The sequence below is a fragment of the Vibrio sp. Vb1026 genome (genome assembly GCF_033338745.1).
In the GTDB taxonomy this organism is placed as follows: domain Bacteria; phylum Pseudomonadota; class Gammaproteobacteria; order Enterobacterales; family Vibrionaceae; genus Vibrio; species Vibrio alginolyticus.
The window spans coordinates 49,209-67,423 of sequence record NZ_JAWOTH010000018.1 but is presented as its reverse complement, the minus strand read 5'-3'; the positions used below and the strand labels follow the sequence as shown (position 1 = coordinate 67,423).

At 43.0% G+C, this 18,215-nt stretch carries 10 protein-coding genes; 7 read left to right on the top strand and 3 right to left on the bottom strand.

From position 1 onward, the window contains the following. Positions 1-90 precede the first annotated feature (90 nt). Genes R7E47_RS20500 through R7E47_RS20490 form a run of 3 tightly spaced genes read right to left on the bottom strand, consistent with a single transcriptional unit; the run spans position 91 to position 5,803 of the window. Positions 91-2,739, bottom strand: a complete 2,649-nt coding sequence (locus tag R7E47_RS20500) for an MlaD family protein (RefSeq protein WP_017821870.1) — start codon at positions 2,737-2,739, stop codon at positions 91-93. Next, positions 2,732-3,982 (bottom strand): paraquat-inducible protein A, encoded by a 1,251-nt coding sequence (locus R7E47_RS20495; protein WP_213895579.1) that lies wholly within the window; start codon positions 3,980-3,982, stop codon positions 2,732-2,734. Before R7E47_RS20495 ends, R7E47_RS20500 begins: the two co-directional genes overlap by 8 nt. A 24-nt stretch (positions 3,983-4,006) precedes the next feature. Continuing rightward, a complete protein-coding gene (locus R7E47_RS20490) occupies positions 4,007-5,803 on the bottom strand; it encodes an ABC transporter ATP-binding protein (RefSeq protein ID WP_005377431.1) in 1,797 nt (598 codons plus the stop codon). Positions 5,804-5,895: 92 nt separating this feature from the next. Between R7E47_RS20490 and R7E47_RS20485 the strand changes: the two genes are divergently transcribed. From R7E47_RS20485 to R7E47_RS20455, 7 genes are all read left to right on the top strand, one after another. After that, positions 5,896-6,369 carry a GAF domain-containing protein gene (locus R7E47_RS20485; RefSeq protein WP_017634278.1) on the top strand — a complete coding sequence of 158 codons (474 nt, stop codon included), beginning with the start codon at positions 5,896-5,898 and terminating at the stop codon, positions 6,367-6,369. A 97-nt stretch (positions 6,370-6,466) separates the two neighbouring features. Then, positions 6,467-7,093 (top strand): RNA chaperone ProQ, encoded by a 627-nt coding sequence (gene proQ, locus R7E47_RS20480; RefSeq protein ID WP_005377435.1) that lies wholly within the window; start codon positions 6,467-6,469, stop codon positions 7,091-7,093. Positions 7,094-7,110: 17 nt separating this feature from the next. Then, positions 7,111-9,117, top strand: coding sequence for a carboxy terminal-processing peptidase (gene prc, locus R7E47_RS20475; protein ID WP_053350779.1), 2,007 nt, complete (start codon positions 7,111-7,113; stop codon positions 9,115-9,117). Positions 9,118-9,311: 194 nt separating this feature from the next. Then, positions 9,312-9,977, top strand: a complete 666-nt coding sequence (locus tag R7E47_RS20470; RefSeq protein ID WP_005377438.1) for a hypothetical protein — start codon at positions 9,312-9,314, stop codon at positions 9,975-9,977. A gap of 226 nt (positions 9,978-10,203) precedes the next feature. Then, positions 10,204-12,810, top strand: coding sequence for an aminopeptidase N (gene pepN, locus R7E47_RS20465; RefSeq protein WP_025766613.1), 2,607 nt, complete (start codon positions 10,204-10,206; stop codon positions 12,808-12,810). Between the two features lie 65 nt (positions 12,811-12,875). Further along, positions 12,876-13,094 (top strand): DUF2835 domain-containing protein, encoded by a 219-nt coding sequence (locus R7E47_RS20460; RefSeq protein WP_005377440.1) that lies wholly within the window; start codon positions 12,876-12,878, stop codon positions 13,092-13,094. Between the two features lie 201 nt (positions 13,095-13,295). Continuing rightward, entirely contained in the window at positions 13,296-18,137 is a 4,842-nt protein-coding gene (locus R7E47_RS20455) for an NAD-glutamate dehydrogenase (RefSeq protein WP_318085039.1), read from the top strand. Positions 18,138-18,215: the final 78 nt, after the last annotated feature.

Sequence of the window (18,215 nt, the reverse complement as noted above, 5' to 3'; positions counted from 1 at the left end):
TAGTGACAAGGGCCGAGCGATAAAAAAGAGCAGCGATTGCTGCTCTTTTAAAGTGATCAAACTTCAATTGTACGTGAATTGAGCTTTATTCTACGGCTTCGGAATTGCTGTACGCCATTGAGTCCAACCTTCTTCAGCTTGTGGATACAAAAAGAAAGATTGCCCACTCTTTGCCGCTGGTGGAATAGTCGATTGCTCTGGTGTTGAAAACGCAATTCCTCCGCGAACTAAACTATCAAAGGTTCCCGCTTTGATGTTAGCGCCGGTAAGCCCGATGGAAACATCTACTCCTGAAACATTCCAGAACACACTGTTTTGACGAACGAGGTAAGCATATTCAGGCTGTATTTTGATAGTCGTGAGGATGCGATCAGCAAATTCTCCTAGGCTTACGTCGGTCACTTGGCCAACTTCCATCTGGCGGTAAAGAATAGGGGTACCGACTTGTACTGAGCCTCTTTGTTCACTTTGTAACGTAAACATGATTCCATGCACGCGTTCTGAACTATTTTCTAATTGAAAATCAAATTTAGCTTTACCTTTACCTGGTTCAACACTGATGGATTTCGAAACCAACGCCCCGAGGTTTTTAACGCCACCTAAACCAATTTCTGGTTCAGTTAGCCAAAAATGTGAGCCTTCAACCGCAATGTTTTCTACGTATTCAGGTAGGATTCTTGCAGTGACTTCAACCATGTTACGACGAAAATTCGGTACAACCAGAGTGATTTCACCAACTTTAACACCTTGATATTCAATCGGCATTCCTTTAGCAATCTCTTGCGAACCGTCGGTTTCTAAAGCAATGACGCGCCCAAACTTGCGAGCGGTTTTTTGATCAGAATACAGCTTCCAGTTTTCTCCGATTTTGTTTTCAACGCCTGGCACGGAGTCAAAAGCGATGCCACCTTCGATTAACGACTTCAAAGGGTGTGCTTTCACACTGACGCCAGCTAATGATGCATCTATCTCAATCCCTGAACGATTCCAAAAAACGGTTTGTGGCGTTACAAGATAAGCGAAGCGGTTTTCGATAGTAGCCTTAATTAGTACTCCGCCATCAACTAGTTGGAAATCGGAGACGTTACCAACTGGAAGATTACGATAGAGTAGAGGGCTGCCTTTGGAAATCGGCGGCAATTCAGAAGCAAATAGTGTTAGCGCCCTAGAGCCACTTTGATTGTACTGCGCCAATTCAGCCAATGATTCATTTTGGAACAGTTGATACTCTTTTTGAATATCCTGCTTGCCTTCGCTCACAAAACTAATTGACCCGGTTAACAACTGCTTTGCTGGAGGAACGGTAACGCTGAGCCCCGATTCAGTTAACTCTGCTGACGCACTGCCGGTTACATAAAAACGATTGTTTGATTTGATCAGATGCTTGTATTCATGGTCAATCAATACATCCATAAATACTTCGTGTTGTGATTTTTTATCTTCCTTGACTAGGCCCACTTTGATGATTGAACCAACAACGATGCCTTTATAAAGTACATTGGCACCGCTATCTAGGCCAAACGAATTGTCGGACACCAACCGAATCGCGATGGACTTTTCTTGCTGTTGGTTAAACACGTTTTTACGAATGGCAGTAAAGCGGCGAGAGCGTTCACCCGCGCCCGGCACGATCGTTAAGAAGTTTCCTCGCACTAAATTAGCAATGTTTTCAACACCAGAAAGGGACACTTTTGCTTCTTCTAAAACAAATCGAGTACCTGTCGTCAGCATGTCACTAAAAGCGGGTTGAATTGCCGCTGACGCCAATATCACTTCTCGACCTTCGGAAAGGCTCAAGTCCGTAACTTGGCCAATTTCGATTCCGCGATACATAATTGGAGCGCCTTCTCCGCTTATCTTGCTGTCATCAGGTAGGACGATTTTAACCGCGATGCCTCGACCAGCAGTTTTCAAATCTTTATACAAACGGAACTCGGTGTTCTCTTCTACAGGCTCACCATCATCCGGAGAGTCGACGGCGATGGCGCCACCTAGGAGGGCACTCATGCTTTCTAGTCTTACATCGACACCTTCAAAACCGATGCTGGCACCAATTCCACTGACGTTCCAGAATCGACTGCGGTTGTTAATGATATGTCGGTATTGATCCTGAATGTTGGCCTGAATAGTGATAGATTTTGCATCTTCATCTAGCTGGTAACTGTACACTTCACCGATTGGGATTTTCTTATAAACAATTTGAGAGCCAACCGATACACCACCTAAATCACGGCTTTTGAGCTTAATATTCAAACCTTGAGAAACGCGTAAATCTGTTGGAGCAGAGTCTAACGCATGGAATGTTGTCTCAAACTCTTGACCATCTCCGGGTTGAATCGAGATGTAGTTACCTGAGACGAGCGCATCCAGTCCGGAAACTCCCGTTAGGCTAGCTGTTGGTTTTACTAACCAAAAGCGTGTTTTATCGTTCAGTAACTTTGCAGCTTCAGGATAGATATCAGCATCGACATAAATACTGCCGAGATCTTCGGTGAGGTTAATGTCTCTTACCATGCCGACTTCTAATCCTTGGTAACGGATAGTGGTTCGGCCGGCGACAAGACCAGCGGCATCAGAAAAATAGATTTGCACTCGTTGTCCTGCATCGTGTATCGACTTCACAACAAGCCAGCCAGCTAAGACCATGGTCAAAATTGGCAACAGCCAAAGAGGAGATATGCCTTTACTCCGCTTTACATCTGGTACGTATGACGTTTGAGAACTGTTCTGATCACTCATTCATTGACTCTTTTTCTGATTGTTTTGGGCTTGTTTGGTCCCAGATTAGCCTTGGATCAATACTTTCTGCTGCAAGCATGGTCAACACTACGACAACACCAAATGCTACGGCGCCATATCCTGGTGTGAAATCCAGTATCTGACCACGATCGACTAAGGTCATCATGATAGAAATAACAAACAAATCCATCACAGACCATTTACCGATCCATTTAACAACAAAGTAAACCATCATTCGTTGTCTCTCAAACACCGAACGTTTGAATTGGATGCAAAGCATGATGTAGGCGAGCCCAAGTATTTTAATCACCGGGACAACGATACTGGCAACAAAAATGATCGCAGCGATTCCATACATGCCGCTTTTTACCAAACCAGCCACGCCTGAAAAAATAGTGTCCTCCAAACGCTTACCATTGGTAAGCAAGATGGAAATAGGGATCAGGTTAGCGGGGAAGATGGCGACCGTTGCTGCGATGAGGTAAGCCCATGTTTTCTGAATGGAGTTTGGCTTGCGATGATATAACTCGTGATGACAACGCTGGCAATGGTCACCTTCAGGCTGGGACAAGTGGCATTCATGGCAATGCACATCTTTATGCTCAAAAGCATATAAATTTTCTGGTTTCCAAGCTTCCCAATAACGACGCACGCTGATTCTTGAAACTAACAAAACGGTAAATATCTGCAAAAGAACCAGACCAATTAACCCTGGGCCGACGAAAATGTCGGAATAATCTTGGAGTTTAAAACAGGAAATGGCGATGCTAACTAAGAACACATCCAACATAACCCAATGCTTCAAATGTTGAATTAGCCACAGTGAGATACGAAGCCCACGGAACCATCGTTGATGTAAAGAAATATGCGCCGTTACCACTGAAACACAAACCGTCAGTGGCGCTAGAGAGCTACAAAATAGAATGAGCAATGAAAGAAGAACAAATCCTTCTTCCATCAATGTGATCATCCCTGAAGGCAAGGTGGCCGGAATCATCACACCAAAGAGTCGGATGCTAATAAAGTTAAAAAAGTGCGATGGAATAAATAGTAGGATACAGGTTATCGCGACGGCTAGATTACCAGAGAGGCTAGGGCTACCTCCGCGATATAATTGTGTACCACAACGAGGGCAGTGTGCATTTTTGCCATGGGGTAAGTCGACGATGTCGACAGGCAATTCACAACCTTGGCACAAACGTACGTTATTGGGTTGCATGGCGTGCTTAGACAGAGAGGTCATAACGACCTCTCTAGCTTGAACGATTTAAGCGTGGGACTGTATGCCCCCATATAAGGTTTGATATAAGCCTTCTTGCTCAACTAACTCACCATGAGTACCTGTTTGCGTCACTTTCCCATCTTCAAGCACGTAGATCAAATCGGCTTGTTTCACAGCGGATAGTCGGTGCGCAACGATTAATGTTGTTCTACCACGTAAGAACTCGGTCAGTGCTTTGTGTAAAGCCGCTTCAGTAGCGGTATCTAGCGCAGACGTGGCTTCGTCTAAAATAACAAATTGAGGATTACTCAGCACCATTCTAGCAATGGCAAGCCGTTGTCGTTGACCTCCTGACAAACGAATGCCATTACGACCAACTTGAGTATCCAAGCCGTGGTTAAGTTGAGAAATTACATCATGCAGCTGAGCCACTTCAAGCGCACGCCAAAGTGACATTTCGTCAAAATTCCCACCAAGCGTTAGATTATGCCTCAAGGTATCGTTAAATAGTATAGGTTGCTGTAATACCACGGCAATTTTGTCGCGAATTACTTCAAAACCAATATCTTCTGTTAATTCATCATTAAAGCGAATGCTACCGGAGTTTTGACGGTAAACCCCAATAAGTAATTGTATCAAGGTTGACTTACCACCGCCGCTTGCACCAACCAACGCCACTTTCTTTCCTGCCGGCATATGTAAAGAAAGATTATCTAGGACTTTGTTTTCATTATTGTAAGAGAAATTAATGTTTTCTACTTTAACATCAACTTCTCTACCTTCTTTGAAAGGATTTACCTTAGGAACCGGTCTCTGCTCTTCTTCTAACTCTAATAAGTCGTTGATGCGTTTTAATGCCGCTTTAGCGCTATACCAAGAAAACTGAATCCCAAGCAACTCTTGAACAGGAGACAGCATGAACCATAGGTAACCAAAAACGGCAAATATTTGGCCAATAGTAAGGTCACTGAACATGACCATTAACATTGCGACAGCTCTGAATAATTCAAAGCCGATCAAAAAGAGAAGGAAAGAAACGCGACCAGCCGCTTCAGATTGCCAAGCATACTTGTCTGCATCAACGCGAACTTGGTTCGCACTGTCTTTGAGTTGCTGGAGAAATTCTCGCTCTTTATTGGCCGCGCGTAGTTGGTAGATTCCATCTAATGTTTCAACTAAACGGTTTTGGAAAATTTCAAAAGAATGATTTTCCTTCCGTTTCAGATGTTTAACCATACTGCCTAGTTTACGTGAGAAGTAAATGACAATAGGGTTAACTAACAGGATAAACAGACCAAGTCGCCAATCGAGCCAAAGTAGAACGATAGCAGTACCAATAACAGTCAGAAAACTGATAACGAATTTTGCTAACGTAGAACCAATAAATTTATCAATGGTCTCAATGTCAGTGATAAGGTGTGCGTTGATTCCTCCGCTACCTTTGGTTTCGTATTGTCGGATGCTGATACGGCCGAGTTTGTCGATCATTTTACTGCGCATCTCAAACGTGATGGTTTTTGAAACAAGCGTAAATTGTCGGCTTTGAAGGATATTTAATCCTTGGCTCGCAGCTCGCATAAGAACAACCAAGAACAGGGTGAAGAAAATATAGCCTGTCGGAGTGTGCCACGCTTCAGGGAGAATGGCATTCATGGCATCTAAACCTTTTGCAGGTTGGTCCAATAAGACCTCATCAACCATCAAAGGCATGAGGAGGGGAATTGGAACACTAATCAAGGTTGCAAGCACCGCTATCAAGTTCGCTATGATCAGCTTGGACTTGTGCTTTTTTACTTGTGTTATCAACCAAGAACGGCTAATAGTGTCATTTTTCAGAAGCATTGTAATTGAGAATAAGTCCTATTATAAAGTAGGGCTGCATTTTAGCGCCATACATTGAGAATGGAAGCTTTTATAGTAAGTAGGAAGTTAATATGAACTTAGAACAATACCAAAGACTAACCAAACAAGCTGTTGCTCTAATTGAGTCTGAACCAGACTTTATTGCGAACCTAGCAAACTTGAGCTCATTGCTTTTCATGGAACTTGACGATCTTAACTGGGCAGGCTTTTACCTAACAAAAGGTGAAGAGCTTATTCTTGGTCCGTTCCAAGGAAAACCAGCTTGTGTTCGTATCCCAATGGGTCGAGGCGTCTGCGGTACTGCTGCACAAACTAATACTATACAAAGAGTATACGACGTTCACGAATTTGAGGGGCATATTGCGTGCGATGCAGCGAGCAATTCAGAAATTGTGATTCCATTTTCTATTAATGGAAAGGTGGTTGGTGTACTTGATATTGATAGTCCAAGTATTGGCCGATTTAATGAAACAGACGAAGAAGGTCTCACTCATTTCATGGTTGAAGTAGAAAAGCTGCTTAATTCACACGCGAACGACGCATAAATTAGCCTTCGAGTGTGGTTTTTCCTTGGCATGTCACTATAATACGAGAATATTTTTTCTTAATGCTCGCGGAAATCCGCTCAAATCAGGACCCCTCATGACTGAAAAGTTAAAAAACAGCAAAGAAGTTATTGCATATATTGCTGAATGTTTCCCTAAGTGCTTTACTTTAGAAGGTGAAGCAAAACCTCTGAAAATTGGTATTTTTCAAGATCTTGCGGAACGTCTAAATGAAGACGAAAAAGTAAGCAAAACACAGCTTCGTGCAGCGTTAAGACAGTACACTTCATCATGGCGTTACCTACACGGTGTAAAACCAGGTGCAGTACGTGTAGACCTAGATGGCAACCCTTGTGGTGAGCTAGAAGAAGAGCACGTTGAACACGCGAAAGCGACACTTGCAGAAAGCAAGGCGAAAGTTCAGGCTCGTCGTAAAGAACAAGCACAAAAAGCTCGTGAAGAGGGTAAGGCGAAAGCGAAACCTGCGGCTAAAAAGCCTCAACAGCCTCGTCGTACTAATAAACCAAAAGTACAAAAACCAACTAAGCCTGTAGAAACGCGCGCTCTAAATGCTGATGAAATCACAGTAGGTAACGCAGTTAACGTGAACATGGGCAAAGGAAACATGGCAGCGACCATTGTTGAAATCAATAAGGATGATGTACGTGTTCAACTTGCTAACGGCCTACAAATGGTTGTGAAAGCGGAGCACTTGCGCGCATAAAGGAGATACTCCTACGCATGAATTGCCGTTCAAAAGTGACCCTGATTGCTGCTAGCTTATGGCTAGCAGCATCAGCTCAGGCTCTTGAAGCCAAACTACATAAAGATGACCTGCCGGTTCTTTCTCCTGAAGTTCAGCATGAAACAGCTAGCAAGCGAGTCACCTCGCGATTTACCCGCTCTCATTATAAGCACTTCAGCCTCAATGATGATTTCTCTAAAGCGATCTTTGAACGCTATGTAGAGTTGCTTGATTACAATAGAAATATTTTCACTCAAGCAGACATCGATTCATTTAAAAATTGGTCAGTCGAGCTTGATGATCAGCTTAAATCGGGCAACAACCAAATTGCTTTTGATGTTTACAACCTCTCAATGCAGAAGCGTTTCGATCGTTTTGCTTATGCGTTAACTCTACTCGATGAAGAGATCAAGTTTGATACCGATGACGAGATAGAGTTAGACCGCTCTGAAGCCGCATGGCCAAAAGACGAAGCAGAGCTCAACGAGTTGTGGCGCAAGCGTGTGAAATATGACGCGTTAAATCTGAAACTGACTGGCAAAGAGTGGCCAGAGATTAAAGAAGTTTTAGAGAAGCGTTATAACAACGCGATGAAGCGCATCACACAGACCAACAATGAAGACGCATTTCAGTTGTATATGAATGCCTTCGCGCGACAGGTTGACCCTCATACAAGCTACCTTTCTCCACGTAATGCCGAGCAATTCCAATCGGAAATGAACCTTTCTCTAGAAGGCATCGGCGCCGTTTTGCAAATGACAGACGATTACACAGTAATTCGTTCACTTGTTGTTGGCGGTCCGGCATCAAAGAGTAAGCAACTTGGTGAAGGGGACCGAATCACTGGTGTTGGACAAGACGGTGAAGAAATTGTCGACGTGATCGGTTGGCGTCTGGATGATGTTGTTCAGTTAATCAAAGGCCCTAAAGGCACAAAGGTTAATCTACAGATCTTGCCAGAAGGTAACGATGCGAAGAGTTACATTGTCACAATTGTTCGTGACAAAGTTCGCTTAGAAGATCGTGCGGTTAAGTCAGAAATCATCGAAAAAGACGGTAAGAAGATTGGTATTTTAGAAGTACCAAGTTTCTACGTCGGCTTATCGAAAGACACCGATAAATTACTAGCTGAGTTGAAAACCAAAAACGTTGACGGCGTAATCGTTGATCTACGCAACAATGGCGGTGGTGCGCTAACAGAAGCAACGGCATTGACAGGTCTATTCATTAAAGAAGGCCCTGTAGTTCAAGTCCGTGACAGCTATGGCCGCATCAAAGTGAATGCCGATACCGATGGAAAAGTGAGTTATGATGGCCCATTGACGGTATTGATTAACCGCTACAGTGCTTCAGCATCTGAAATTTTTGCAGCGGCAATGCAAGATTATAATCGTGCAATCATCTTAGGTGAAAACTCTTTCGGTAAAGGTACAGTTCAGCAACATCGTTCACTGAATCATATTTATGATCTGTTCGATAAAGAGCTAGGTTATGTTCAGTACACGATTCAGAAATTTTATCGTATTGACGGTGGAAGTACGCAAAATCGTGGTGTTGCACCAGATATTTCGTACCCAACGCCAATTGAGGCTTCTGAAACAGGTGAAAGTGTTGAAGACAATGCTTTACCTTGGGATCAGATTGATAAAGCACAATATCAAACGTTTCCAAGTAACGACGCCTTAGTTGAAAAACTTACTGCTCTTCATAACAAGCGTATTTCTGATGAGATGGAGTTCCGCTTTATCAATGAAGACATCGAGAAATATCGTAAAGAAAAAGACGATAATACTTTGTCTTTGAACGAAAAAGTTCGTAAAACTGAATCGGATAAAGCGGAAGCCCTTCGATTACAACGCATAAATGAACGTCAAGTTGCTTTGGGTAAAAAAGCATTCAAAACATTGGATGACATACCAAAAGACTACGAGGCTCCTGATGTTTATTTAGATGAGTCTGTCGCGATTATGGTCGATCTACTTAAGCAGGAAAATCAGTCATAATAACTGGCAATTTAGAATAAAAAGAGTGAGTCTTTCAGATTCACTCTTTTTTTATGCCTTTTTGCCTTCCGCTGTCTCGATATCGAGCAAGATATTCGCTTATTTTCCCCCAATAATTTACGTGATCTACATCTAAAATTTCGCGAAAGTGAGGACTACTGGCTAAGCTAAAAGAAAACGATAAGGATGCCGATATGAAGTGGTTCTTTATTTTACTTAGCTTTTGCTGCTTTAGTGTGTTTGGTGGAGAAAACACCAGAGAAGATGAATTAAGTCACTTTGACACGCCGTTTCTCATCGGAGACTGGTATTTGATGAACCCAAACCCCGAAGAGTCGGCTGAAAACTTTCGTGCGATCAAACTCTCATTAGGTTCTGACTACAGCTTTTCTATTGATATTCAAAAGAAAGACTATTCCGTTGACCATTGGGAAGGGCTGTATAACGCAAATGAAGACACCATCGTTCTTGGTTTAAACACCGACGAGCCTCAAATTTATGCCTATCGCAACAACCATAATACGCTTGATCTTAATGGTGTAACCTTCACTAAGGGATTATCCAATTCACTTGCAGGTATTTGGTCTAGCTCTCACGTATCTGGCGACGGTCTTGTGGCCAACAACATTAATCAGATGGATTTGATACTTCAACCTGATTTCGTGTTCATGTTTAGGGTTTCGAACGAAGAAGGGGATGAGTCCATCAAACAAGGTGTGTTTTACACAGAAGATGAGTTTTTGGTTCTGTTGTATGAAAATGGCGAGCATGGAACCACGTATAAGCTCAACAAGAATGAGCTAACGATCGAAGATTCCAATGGTGATATGTACGCCGTACTCAATAGAGTTACGCCATGATGCCTTTAACATGCGCCAAATTACGCGTGCGTACGGTAAGTCATTAATGTTGTTTAAATGTTAATCAAAAAACGGAGCTAGAGCACTAAAAGCTCCGTTTTTTGATGGAAAGACTTGTATTCTGATACCACAACCCCTACAAATAGCTTATATAGTGATACCAGAACTGCATTTTTGATCATGCAGTCTGGTATTTTTGTTGTTCGACATACAAGGATTTATGCTCATGTCTCAAGCTCCCCTGGCCAAATATCGTAAAGATTATAAAGAGCCATCTCATGCGATTACTGATATCGATCTTACTTTTGATCTATATGACAATGACACAATCGTTACGGCGGTATCAAAAGTTGCTCAAAAAGGCGATACAACAACGCTAGAACTCGATGGCGAAGGGCTTGAGCTACGCGCTGTAAAAGTAAATGGTGAGGATTGGGCTCATCACGAGGTGAAGGAGTCATCGCTGGTACTGACCGATCTTCCATCCGAGTTTGAACTTGAAATCGTCACCAAAATTGATCCTGAAGCGAATACAGCACTCGAAGGTTTGTACAAATCAGGCGGCGCATTTTGTACTCAGTGTGAGGCTGAGGGCTTCCGCCGTATCACGTACTATCTAGACCGTCCGGATGTTCTAGCAAAATACACAACAAAAGTGATCGCAGATAAAGCGGTTTATCCATATTTGCTGAGCAATGGTAACCGAATTGCAGAAGGCGATGCAGAGAACGGTCGTCACTGGGTTCAATGGCAGGATCCGCATCCAAAACCAGCTTACTTGTTCGCCCTTGTTGCAGGCGACTTTGATGTATTGCGTGACAAATATACAACGATGTCAGGTCGCAGTGTTGATTTAGAAATCTTTGTTGATAAAGGTAACTTAGATCGTGCAGGCCATGCGATGACATCGCTGATCAACTCGATGAAGTGGGATGAGGAACGCTTTGGCCTAGAATACGATCTGGATATTTACATGATCGTTGCTGTTGATTTCTTCAACATGGGTGCAATGGAAAACAAAGGCTTGAACATTTTTAACTCAAAATATGTGCTGGCGAACGATCAAACTGCGACAGATCGTGACTATTTAGGTATCGAAGCTGTGATCGGTCATGAGTACTTCCACAACTGGACTGGCAACCGTGTCACTTGTCGTGACTGGTTCCAACTAAGTCTAAAAGAAGGCTTAACCGTATTCCGAGACCAAGAATTCTCTTCTGACTTAGGCTCTCGTGCTGATAACCGTATTGATAACGTACGTATTATTCGTGGTCCTCAATTTGCGGAAGATGCAAGCCCAATGTCTCACCCGATTCGTCCTGACAAAGTCATTGAGATGAATAACTTCTACACGCTAACGGTGTATGAAAAGGGCAGCGAAGTTATTCGTATGTACCATACACTCCTTGGCGAAGAGGGCTTCCAAAAAGGAATGAAACTTTATTTTGAACGTCACGATGGTACCGCCGCGACGTGTGAAGACTTTGTTTCTGCAATGGAAGATGCCACCGGTGTTGATTTAAAACAGTTCCGTCTGTGGTACAGCCAATCGGGTACACCAACGCTGCGCGTAAATAGCGAATACAACGCTGATGCAAAAACTTACGCACTAACGGTAGAGCAATTTACGGAGCCGACGCAAGACCAAGCAGAAAAACAAGCGCTGCATATTCCGTTCGATATCGAGTTGTATGATTCGAAAGGTCGAGTTATCCCACTGGTGATTAACGGTGAATCAGTTAATAACGTGCTGGATATTAAACAAGATAAGCAAACGTTCGTATTTGAAAATGTCGAAGAACAGCCAGTGCCATCTTTGTTGCGTGAATTCTCGGCACCAGTCAAATTAGAATACGATTACAGCGATGACGAGTTAGTCTTCTTGATGAAGCACGCAACGAACGATTTTGCTCGATGGGACGCTAGCCAAATGCTATTGGCTAAATACATTCGTCAGAATGTGAAAAACGTTCAAGCGGGACAAGAAGTATCGCTTTCTGAAGGTGTGATAGATGCTTTCCGCGGTGTGCTGTTGGATGAAACGCTTGAGCCTGCTTTCATTGCTCAAGTTTTCTCTATGCCTTCAATCAATGAGATTACTGGTTGGTACCAGCAAATTGATATCGATGCCGTAGACAAAGTGCTAAACAGCATTACAGTGTCACTTTCTAAGGAATTAGAAGATGAGCTAAGTGCGACTTATCACACGCTTAAGCAAACAGAGTATACGATCGACCATGCTGCTATTGGCAAGCGTGCTTTACGTAACCGTTGCCTTCAGTACCTAGCATATACGGAAAAAGGTAATGATTTAGTCAACGCGCAGTACGCATCTGCAAATAACATGACAGATACGATTGCTGCGATGAGTGCCGCAAATAACGCTCAGCTCGAGTGTCGTGAAGCACTTATGGCTGATTATAGCGATAAATGGAAGCACGATGGTTTGGTTATGGATAAGTGGTTTGCACTGCAAGGTAGCAATCCTGCAGAGGATGCTCTTGAAAAAGTAAAAGCAACCATGAACCACGAAGCATTTAGTTTGAAAAATCCGAACCGTACGCGCAGCTTAATTGGCTCGTTCTTAAGTGCGAACCCTGTACGTTTCCATGATAAATCCGGTGTAGGTTACCAATTTGCCGGTGAAATTCTTCGCCAACTAAATGATTCGAATCCACAAGTAGCTTCTCGAATGATTGATCCTTTGCTTAAGTTCCGTAAATACGATGAAGCTCGCCAAGCAATGATTCGTGCAGAACTTGAAAAGCTCAAAGCAATGGATAATCTTGCTAAAGATCTATTCGAAAAAGTGACTAAAGCACTAGACGAATAGTAAACAACACAATAGGGTGGTCATTAAGACCACCTTATTTGTTTATGTCACTTAGTTTTCACTTCATGAACTATTACTACTTCAATCTCAACATTTCATATCAAACGTTTTTATCTCATTATTCTGGTGCGGCAAGTGTTGTTCAAGTTGTCACACACAACGGTTTGCGTTTGCAGTTACCCGCCGCGAGATTTAGACCATTTCTTAGTCAATTGGGCGTTAGAGGCCAGTTTAGACTAACAACTGACCAAAATAATAAGTTTCTTAAGTTAGAAACTCTGTGATGTATTGTATTTGCAGAGAGTTAAATAGGAATCTTAGTCACAGAATCGGACATTTCACCTCTTACCACTACGATTAGTTGTTAAACATTTGTAATTATGCTTTTACAATGGGCACATGCATTACCTATGCTTAGTTTCTAAGGTAACAACCTAGCTACTAAGTCCCCCTACAAAACAACAATTCTAATGTGGAGTGTGAATATGACCGCGCGTGAAAATGTAGTGCCGGTTCTGCTTGAAAAGGTTTACCAACTGATTCAAGACAAACTCGAGCTTTCTCACCAAACGCTTGTAACTAAACTTGCTCAACACTTATTCAGTAACATTGCTGATGATGATCTAATTCAGCGAAACGAATCCGACCTTTATGGTGCTGTCGTTAGCCTTTGGCACCATATCAATGAAAAAAAACCAGAAGAGATTTCGGTTCGAGTATTTAACCCGACCGTAAGTCGTCAAGGCTGGCAATCCACACACACAATCGTAGAAATTGTTGTTCCAGATAGTCCATTCTTAGTGGACTCAGTCAAAATGGCTTTAGCACGTTTGGATCTTGTTTGTCACCTAATGTTGAATAACCCAACACAGATTCAGCGTGATAAAAAAGGCCAAGTTACAGACGTAAACGGTGAGGGTGGTGTTCTTCAATCACTTTTCCACATAGAGGTAGACCGCCTTACTAGTAAAGACGAGATGCAAGCGCTTAAAGAAGAGCTGTTAAGAATTCTATCTGATACTCGCTTAGTCGTTGATGACTGGAAGCAGATGGTTGATAAGCTTAAGTTTGTTACTGATGAACTTGAGAAAAATAAAGATCGTGTTTCTATCCAAACTGATCGTATGGATGAAACGATCGCATTTCTTCGTTGGCTAGAAGATCATAACTTTACCTTTATGGGTTATAAAGATTATGACTTAAAAGAGGTCAATGGTGATACCGAACTTGTTCCTGCTAAAGAAAAAGGACTAGGTCTGTTTGCTGATGACAAGCGCGTGCGTAGCGTCAAGCTCTCTGAATTATCAGATTCAGCGCGATTAGAAGCGAAAAAACCATACGCTCTGATCATCACCAAAGGTAACAAAGCATCTCGTATCCACCGTCCGGCTTATACTGATTACATCGGTATTAAAAAGTTTGATGAAAACGGTAAAGTAATAGGTGAGCATCGCTTTACTGGTTTATATACCTCCGCCGTTTACAACCAAGCGGTACAAAGTATTCCTCTGATCCGTGAAAAAGTTGACCGTATCCTTGAAGCAAGTGGATACCGCCACGGATCATACTCATACAAAGCATTGCACAATATCTTAGAAAACTACCCACGCGACGAGTTGCTTCAAGCTAATGAAGAAGAGCTGCTTGAGGTGGGAATGGGTGTTGTACAAATGCAAGATCGTGACTTGCTGCGTTTGTTTGTTCGTAAAGACCCATTTGGTCGTTTCTTCAGTTGCATGGTTTATGTCACTAAAGATCGTTACAACACAGAATTGCGTCGTCAAACTCAACGCATTCTTAAGCAGTACTTTGGTTGCGAGCAAGAGGTTGAATTTACAACGTACTTCTCAGAAAGCCCACTAGCGAGAACACATTACATTGTTCGTGTAGACAATAACAACATTGACGTAGACGTGAAAAAGATCGAGCAAAATCTAATGGAAGTTTCTACCTCTTGGGATGACAGACTAAAAGAATCCATCATTGCTAACTTTGGTGAAAGTAAAGGCCTTCCTCTTTCAAAAGAATATATGAGTGCGTTCCCTCGCTCATACAAAGAGGACATGATGCCAGGTTCTGCGGTTGCAGATATCGAGCGCTTAGAAGCGTTAAGTGATGATAATAAACTTGGTATGTTGTTCTACCGACCTCAAGAAGAGGGAGCAGATTCCAAAGCTGTCCGCTTAAAGTTATATCATCGCGATGAACCAATTCACCTTTCTGACGTAATGCCGATGTTGGAAAACCTTGGTTTGCGTGTGATTGGCGAATCGCCATATGAGATCGAGAAAAACAACGGTCAGACCTTCTGGATCCTTGACTTCTCTATGCTGCATAAGAGCGAGAAAACCGTTGACCTTCGTGAAGCTCGTGATCGTTTCCAACAAGCATTTGCTGCCATTTGGGCGGGTAATCTTGAAAGTGATGGTTTCAACCGATTGTTATTAGGTGCGTCTTTATCTGGCCGTGAGATTTCCATTCTTCGCGCTTACGCACGATACATGCGCCAAGTCGGCTTCCCATTCAGTCAGCAGTACATCGAAGACACGCTAAGCCACTACCCAGACTTAGCGACAGGTCTAGTCAAGCTGTTCACCAAGCGATTTGATCCGAAACACAAAGGCAGCGAGAAAGGCCAAAACGATCTAATTAAAAAGCTAACAGAGCAGTTGGATCGTGTAGAGAGCTTGGATGATGATCGTATTATTCGTCGTTATATCGAAATGATCATGGCGACGCTTCGTACCAACTACTACCAAGTAGACGAGAATAAGCAGCCTAAGCCTTGGTTATCTTTGAAAATGAAGCCAAGCGATATTCCTGAGATTCCGCAGCCTGTACCTGCATTCGAGATCTTTGTTTACGCACCAGATATTGAAGGTGTTCACCTTCGTGGTGGAAAAGTGGCTCGTGGTGGTTTGCGTTGGTCAGATCGTCAAGAAGACTTCCGTACGGAGATTCTTGGCTTAGTGAAAGCGCAACAGGTTAAGAACACTGTAATTGTACCAGTGGGTGCAAAAGGCGGCTTCGTTTGTAAACGCCAGCCATCTCTCACCACTCGTGATGAAATTTTTGCGGAAGGTCAGCGTTGTTACAAACGCTTTATCCGTGCACTGCTTGATGTGTCAGATAACATCATTGAAGGAGAGGTGGTACCACCACAAAACGTTGTTCGTCACGATGAAGATGACCCATATCTAGTAGTGGCTGCCGATAAAGGCACAGCAACCTTCTCAGATTTGGCAAACTCTGTTTCTGCAGAATACAACTTCTGGCTAGGTGACGCATTCGCTTCAGGTGGTTCAAACGGTTACGATCACAAAGCAATGGGAATCACCGCAAAAGGTGGTTGGGAATCTGTTAAACGTCACTTCCGTGAAATGGGCATCAACTGTCAGACCACTGATTTTACTGCAATCGGTGTAGGTGATATGGCAGGTGACGTGTTCGGTAACGGTATGCTGTTATCGAAGCATATTCGATTGCAAGCTGCGTTTAACCACATGCACATCTTTATTGATCCAAATCCAGATTCAGCCAGCAGCTGGGAAGAGCGTAACCGCTTGTTTAATTTGCCAAGATCAAGCTGGGAAGATTACAACAAAGACTTGATCTCTCAAGGTGGTGGCATCTTCTCTCGTCGATCAAAATCGATCCAGTTGACGCCAGAAATTCAGAAAATGTTAGGTACGAAGAAAGCATCTTTAGCGCCTAACGATCTGATAAAGATGATCTTGAAAATGAAAGTCGATCTTCTTTGGAACGGTGGTATCGGCACTTACGTTAAATCATCGACAGAAACTCATACAGATGTTGGTGACCGTGCTAACGACATGCTGCGCATTGACGGCCGTGACTTAAGAGCCAAAGTGGTTGGCGAAGGTGGTAACTTGGGTATGACTCAGCTTGGTCGTATCGAATACGCACTAACTGGCGGTCGAGTGAACACGGACTTCGTTGATAACGTAGGTGGCGTTGACTGTTCGGATAATGAAGTCAACATCAAGATCTTCCTCAATGGACTGGTTTCAAATGGCGATCTTACGGTTAAGCAACGTAACCAAATTCTAGAGTCTATGGAAGACGAAGTGGGTGAAATTGTCTTGGATGATGCTTACCGTCAGTCGGAGTCGATCTCTGTTACTGAACAGCAAGGTGTTGGCATTGTTAAGGAGCAAATTCGATTCATCCACACTATGGAGAAAGCAGGGTACTTGGACCGTGCTCTCGAATACATTCCTGATGATGAAACGCTAATCGAGCGTGAAAAACAGGGACTAGGTCTGACTCGCCCTGAGCTATCAGTGTTAGTTGCCTACGGTAAAATGGTACTTAAACAGCAACTTGTTACGGATGAAATCGCAAATGATGAATTCCATGCAAAACAACTTGTTGAATATTTCCCAAGTGCGTTACGACGTAACTATAAAGATCAAATGGTTAATCACCCACTGCGAGCTGAAATTATCGCTACAGCATTGGCTAACCAGATGGTTAATGAAATGGGCTGTAACTTCGTTACTCGTTTGCAAGAAGAAACAGGTGCAAGTGTTGTCGATATTGCCAACGCTTACAGTGCGGCTAGAGAAATCTTTGATTTAGAAGAAATCCTCAAGCAAACTCGCAAACTTGATAACGTTGCGACAGCGCAAGCTCAATACGAAATTATGTTTTACGTGCGCCGAGCACTGCGTCGAATTGCACGCTGGTTGCTTCGTAACCGTAGCGGCAAATGCACGGTCGGTGAGTTGATTGCTATCTACAAGCAAGATGTCAATGTTATCACTGAAACCCTAGACACTATGTTAGTTGAGTCTGAAGTTGAAGAACACAATGACTTGGCTCAAGGTTGGATAGAGAAAGGGGTTGAAGAGAAACTCGCTCACCAAGTTGCCCGCTTATCAAGCTTACAATCTGCACTGGATATTTCATCAGTAGCAAGTGAAACAGGTAAAACGGTTGAGCAAGCATCGAAACTCTACTTTAACTTGGGTGACCGTTTATCGTTGCATTGGTTCTTGAAGCAAATTAATAGCCAAGCCGTTGATAACAACTGGCAAGCACTTGCTAGAGCGGCATTCCGTGAAGATCTGGACTGGCAACAACGTCAACTTACCGCTCAGGTACTGACTTGTGGCTGCTCAACCGAAGAGCTTGACGTGATGGCTGCGTTAGAAGATTGGATTGAAACTAACGAGCAATCGTTGCACCGCTGGGAGAGTATCTTAAACGAGTTCAAAGTTGGCTCAGTACACGAATTTGCTAAGTTCTCTGTAGCACTTCGAGAGCTAGTACTTTTAAACCTCAACTGCTCATCGAAAGAGTAGTGGAATAATCAAGTCATAAGTAAAAGCCTCGTTATTTAACGGGGCTTTTTATTATCTATTATTCACATTTGGAACGAA

Coding starts and splice junctions, on each gene's coding strand:
- R7E47_RS20500 (WP_017821870.1), bottom strand. CDS start 2,739: ATGAGTGATCAGAACAGTTCTCAAACGTCATACGTACCAGATGTAAAG.
- R7E47_RS20495 (WP_213895579.1), bottom strand. CDS start 3,982: ATGACCTCTCTGTCTAAGCACGCCATGCAACCCAATAACGTACGTTTG.
- R7E47_RS20490 (WP_005377431.1), bottom strand. CDS start 5,803: ATGCTTCTGAAAAATGACACTATTAGCCGTTCTTGGTTGATAACACAA.
- R7E47_RS20485 (WP_017634278.1), top strand. CDS start 5,896: ATGAACTTAGAACAATACCAAAGACTAACCAAACAAGCTGTTGCTCTA.
- proQ (WP_005377435.1), top strand. CDS start 6,467: ATGACTGAAAAGTTAAAAAACAGCAAAGAAGTTATTGCATATATTGCT.
- prc (WP_053350779.1), top strand. CDS start 7,111: ATGAATTGCCGTTCAAAAGTGACCCTGATTGCTGCTAGCTTATGGCTA.
- R7E47_RS20470 (WP_005377438.1), top strand. CDS start 9,312: ATGAAGTGGTTCTTTATTTTACTTAGCTTTTGCTGCTTTAGTGTGTTT.
- pepN (WP_025766613.1), top strand. CDS start 10,204: ATGTCTCAAGCTCCCCTGGCCAAATATCGTAAAGATTATAAAGAGCCA.
- R7E47_RS20460 (WP_005377440.1), top strand. CDS start 12,876: ATGAACTATTACTACTTCAATCTCAACATTTCATATCAAACGTTTTTA.
- R7E47_RS20455 (WP_318085039.1), top strand. CDS start 13,296: ATGACCGCGCGTGAAAATGTAGTGCCGGTTCTGCTTGAAAAGGTTTAC.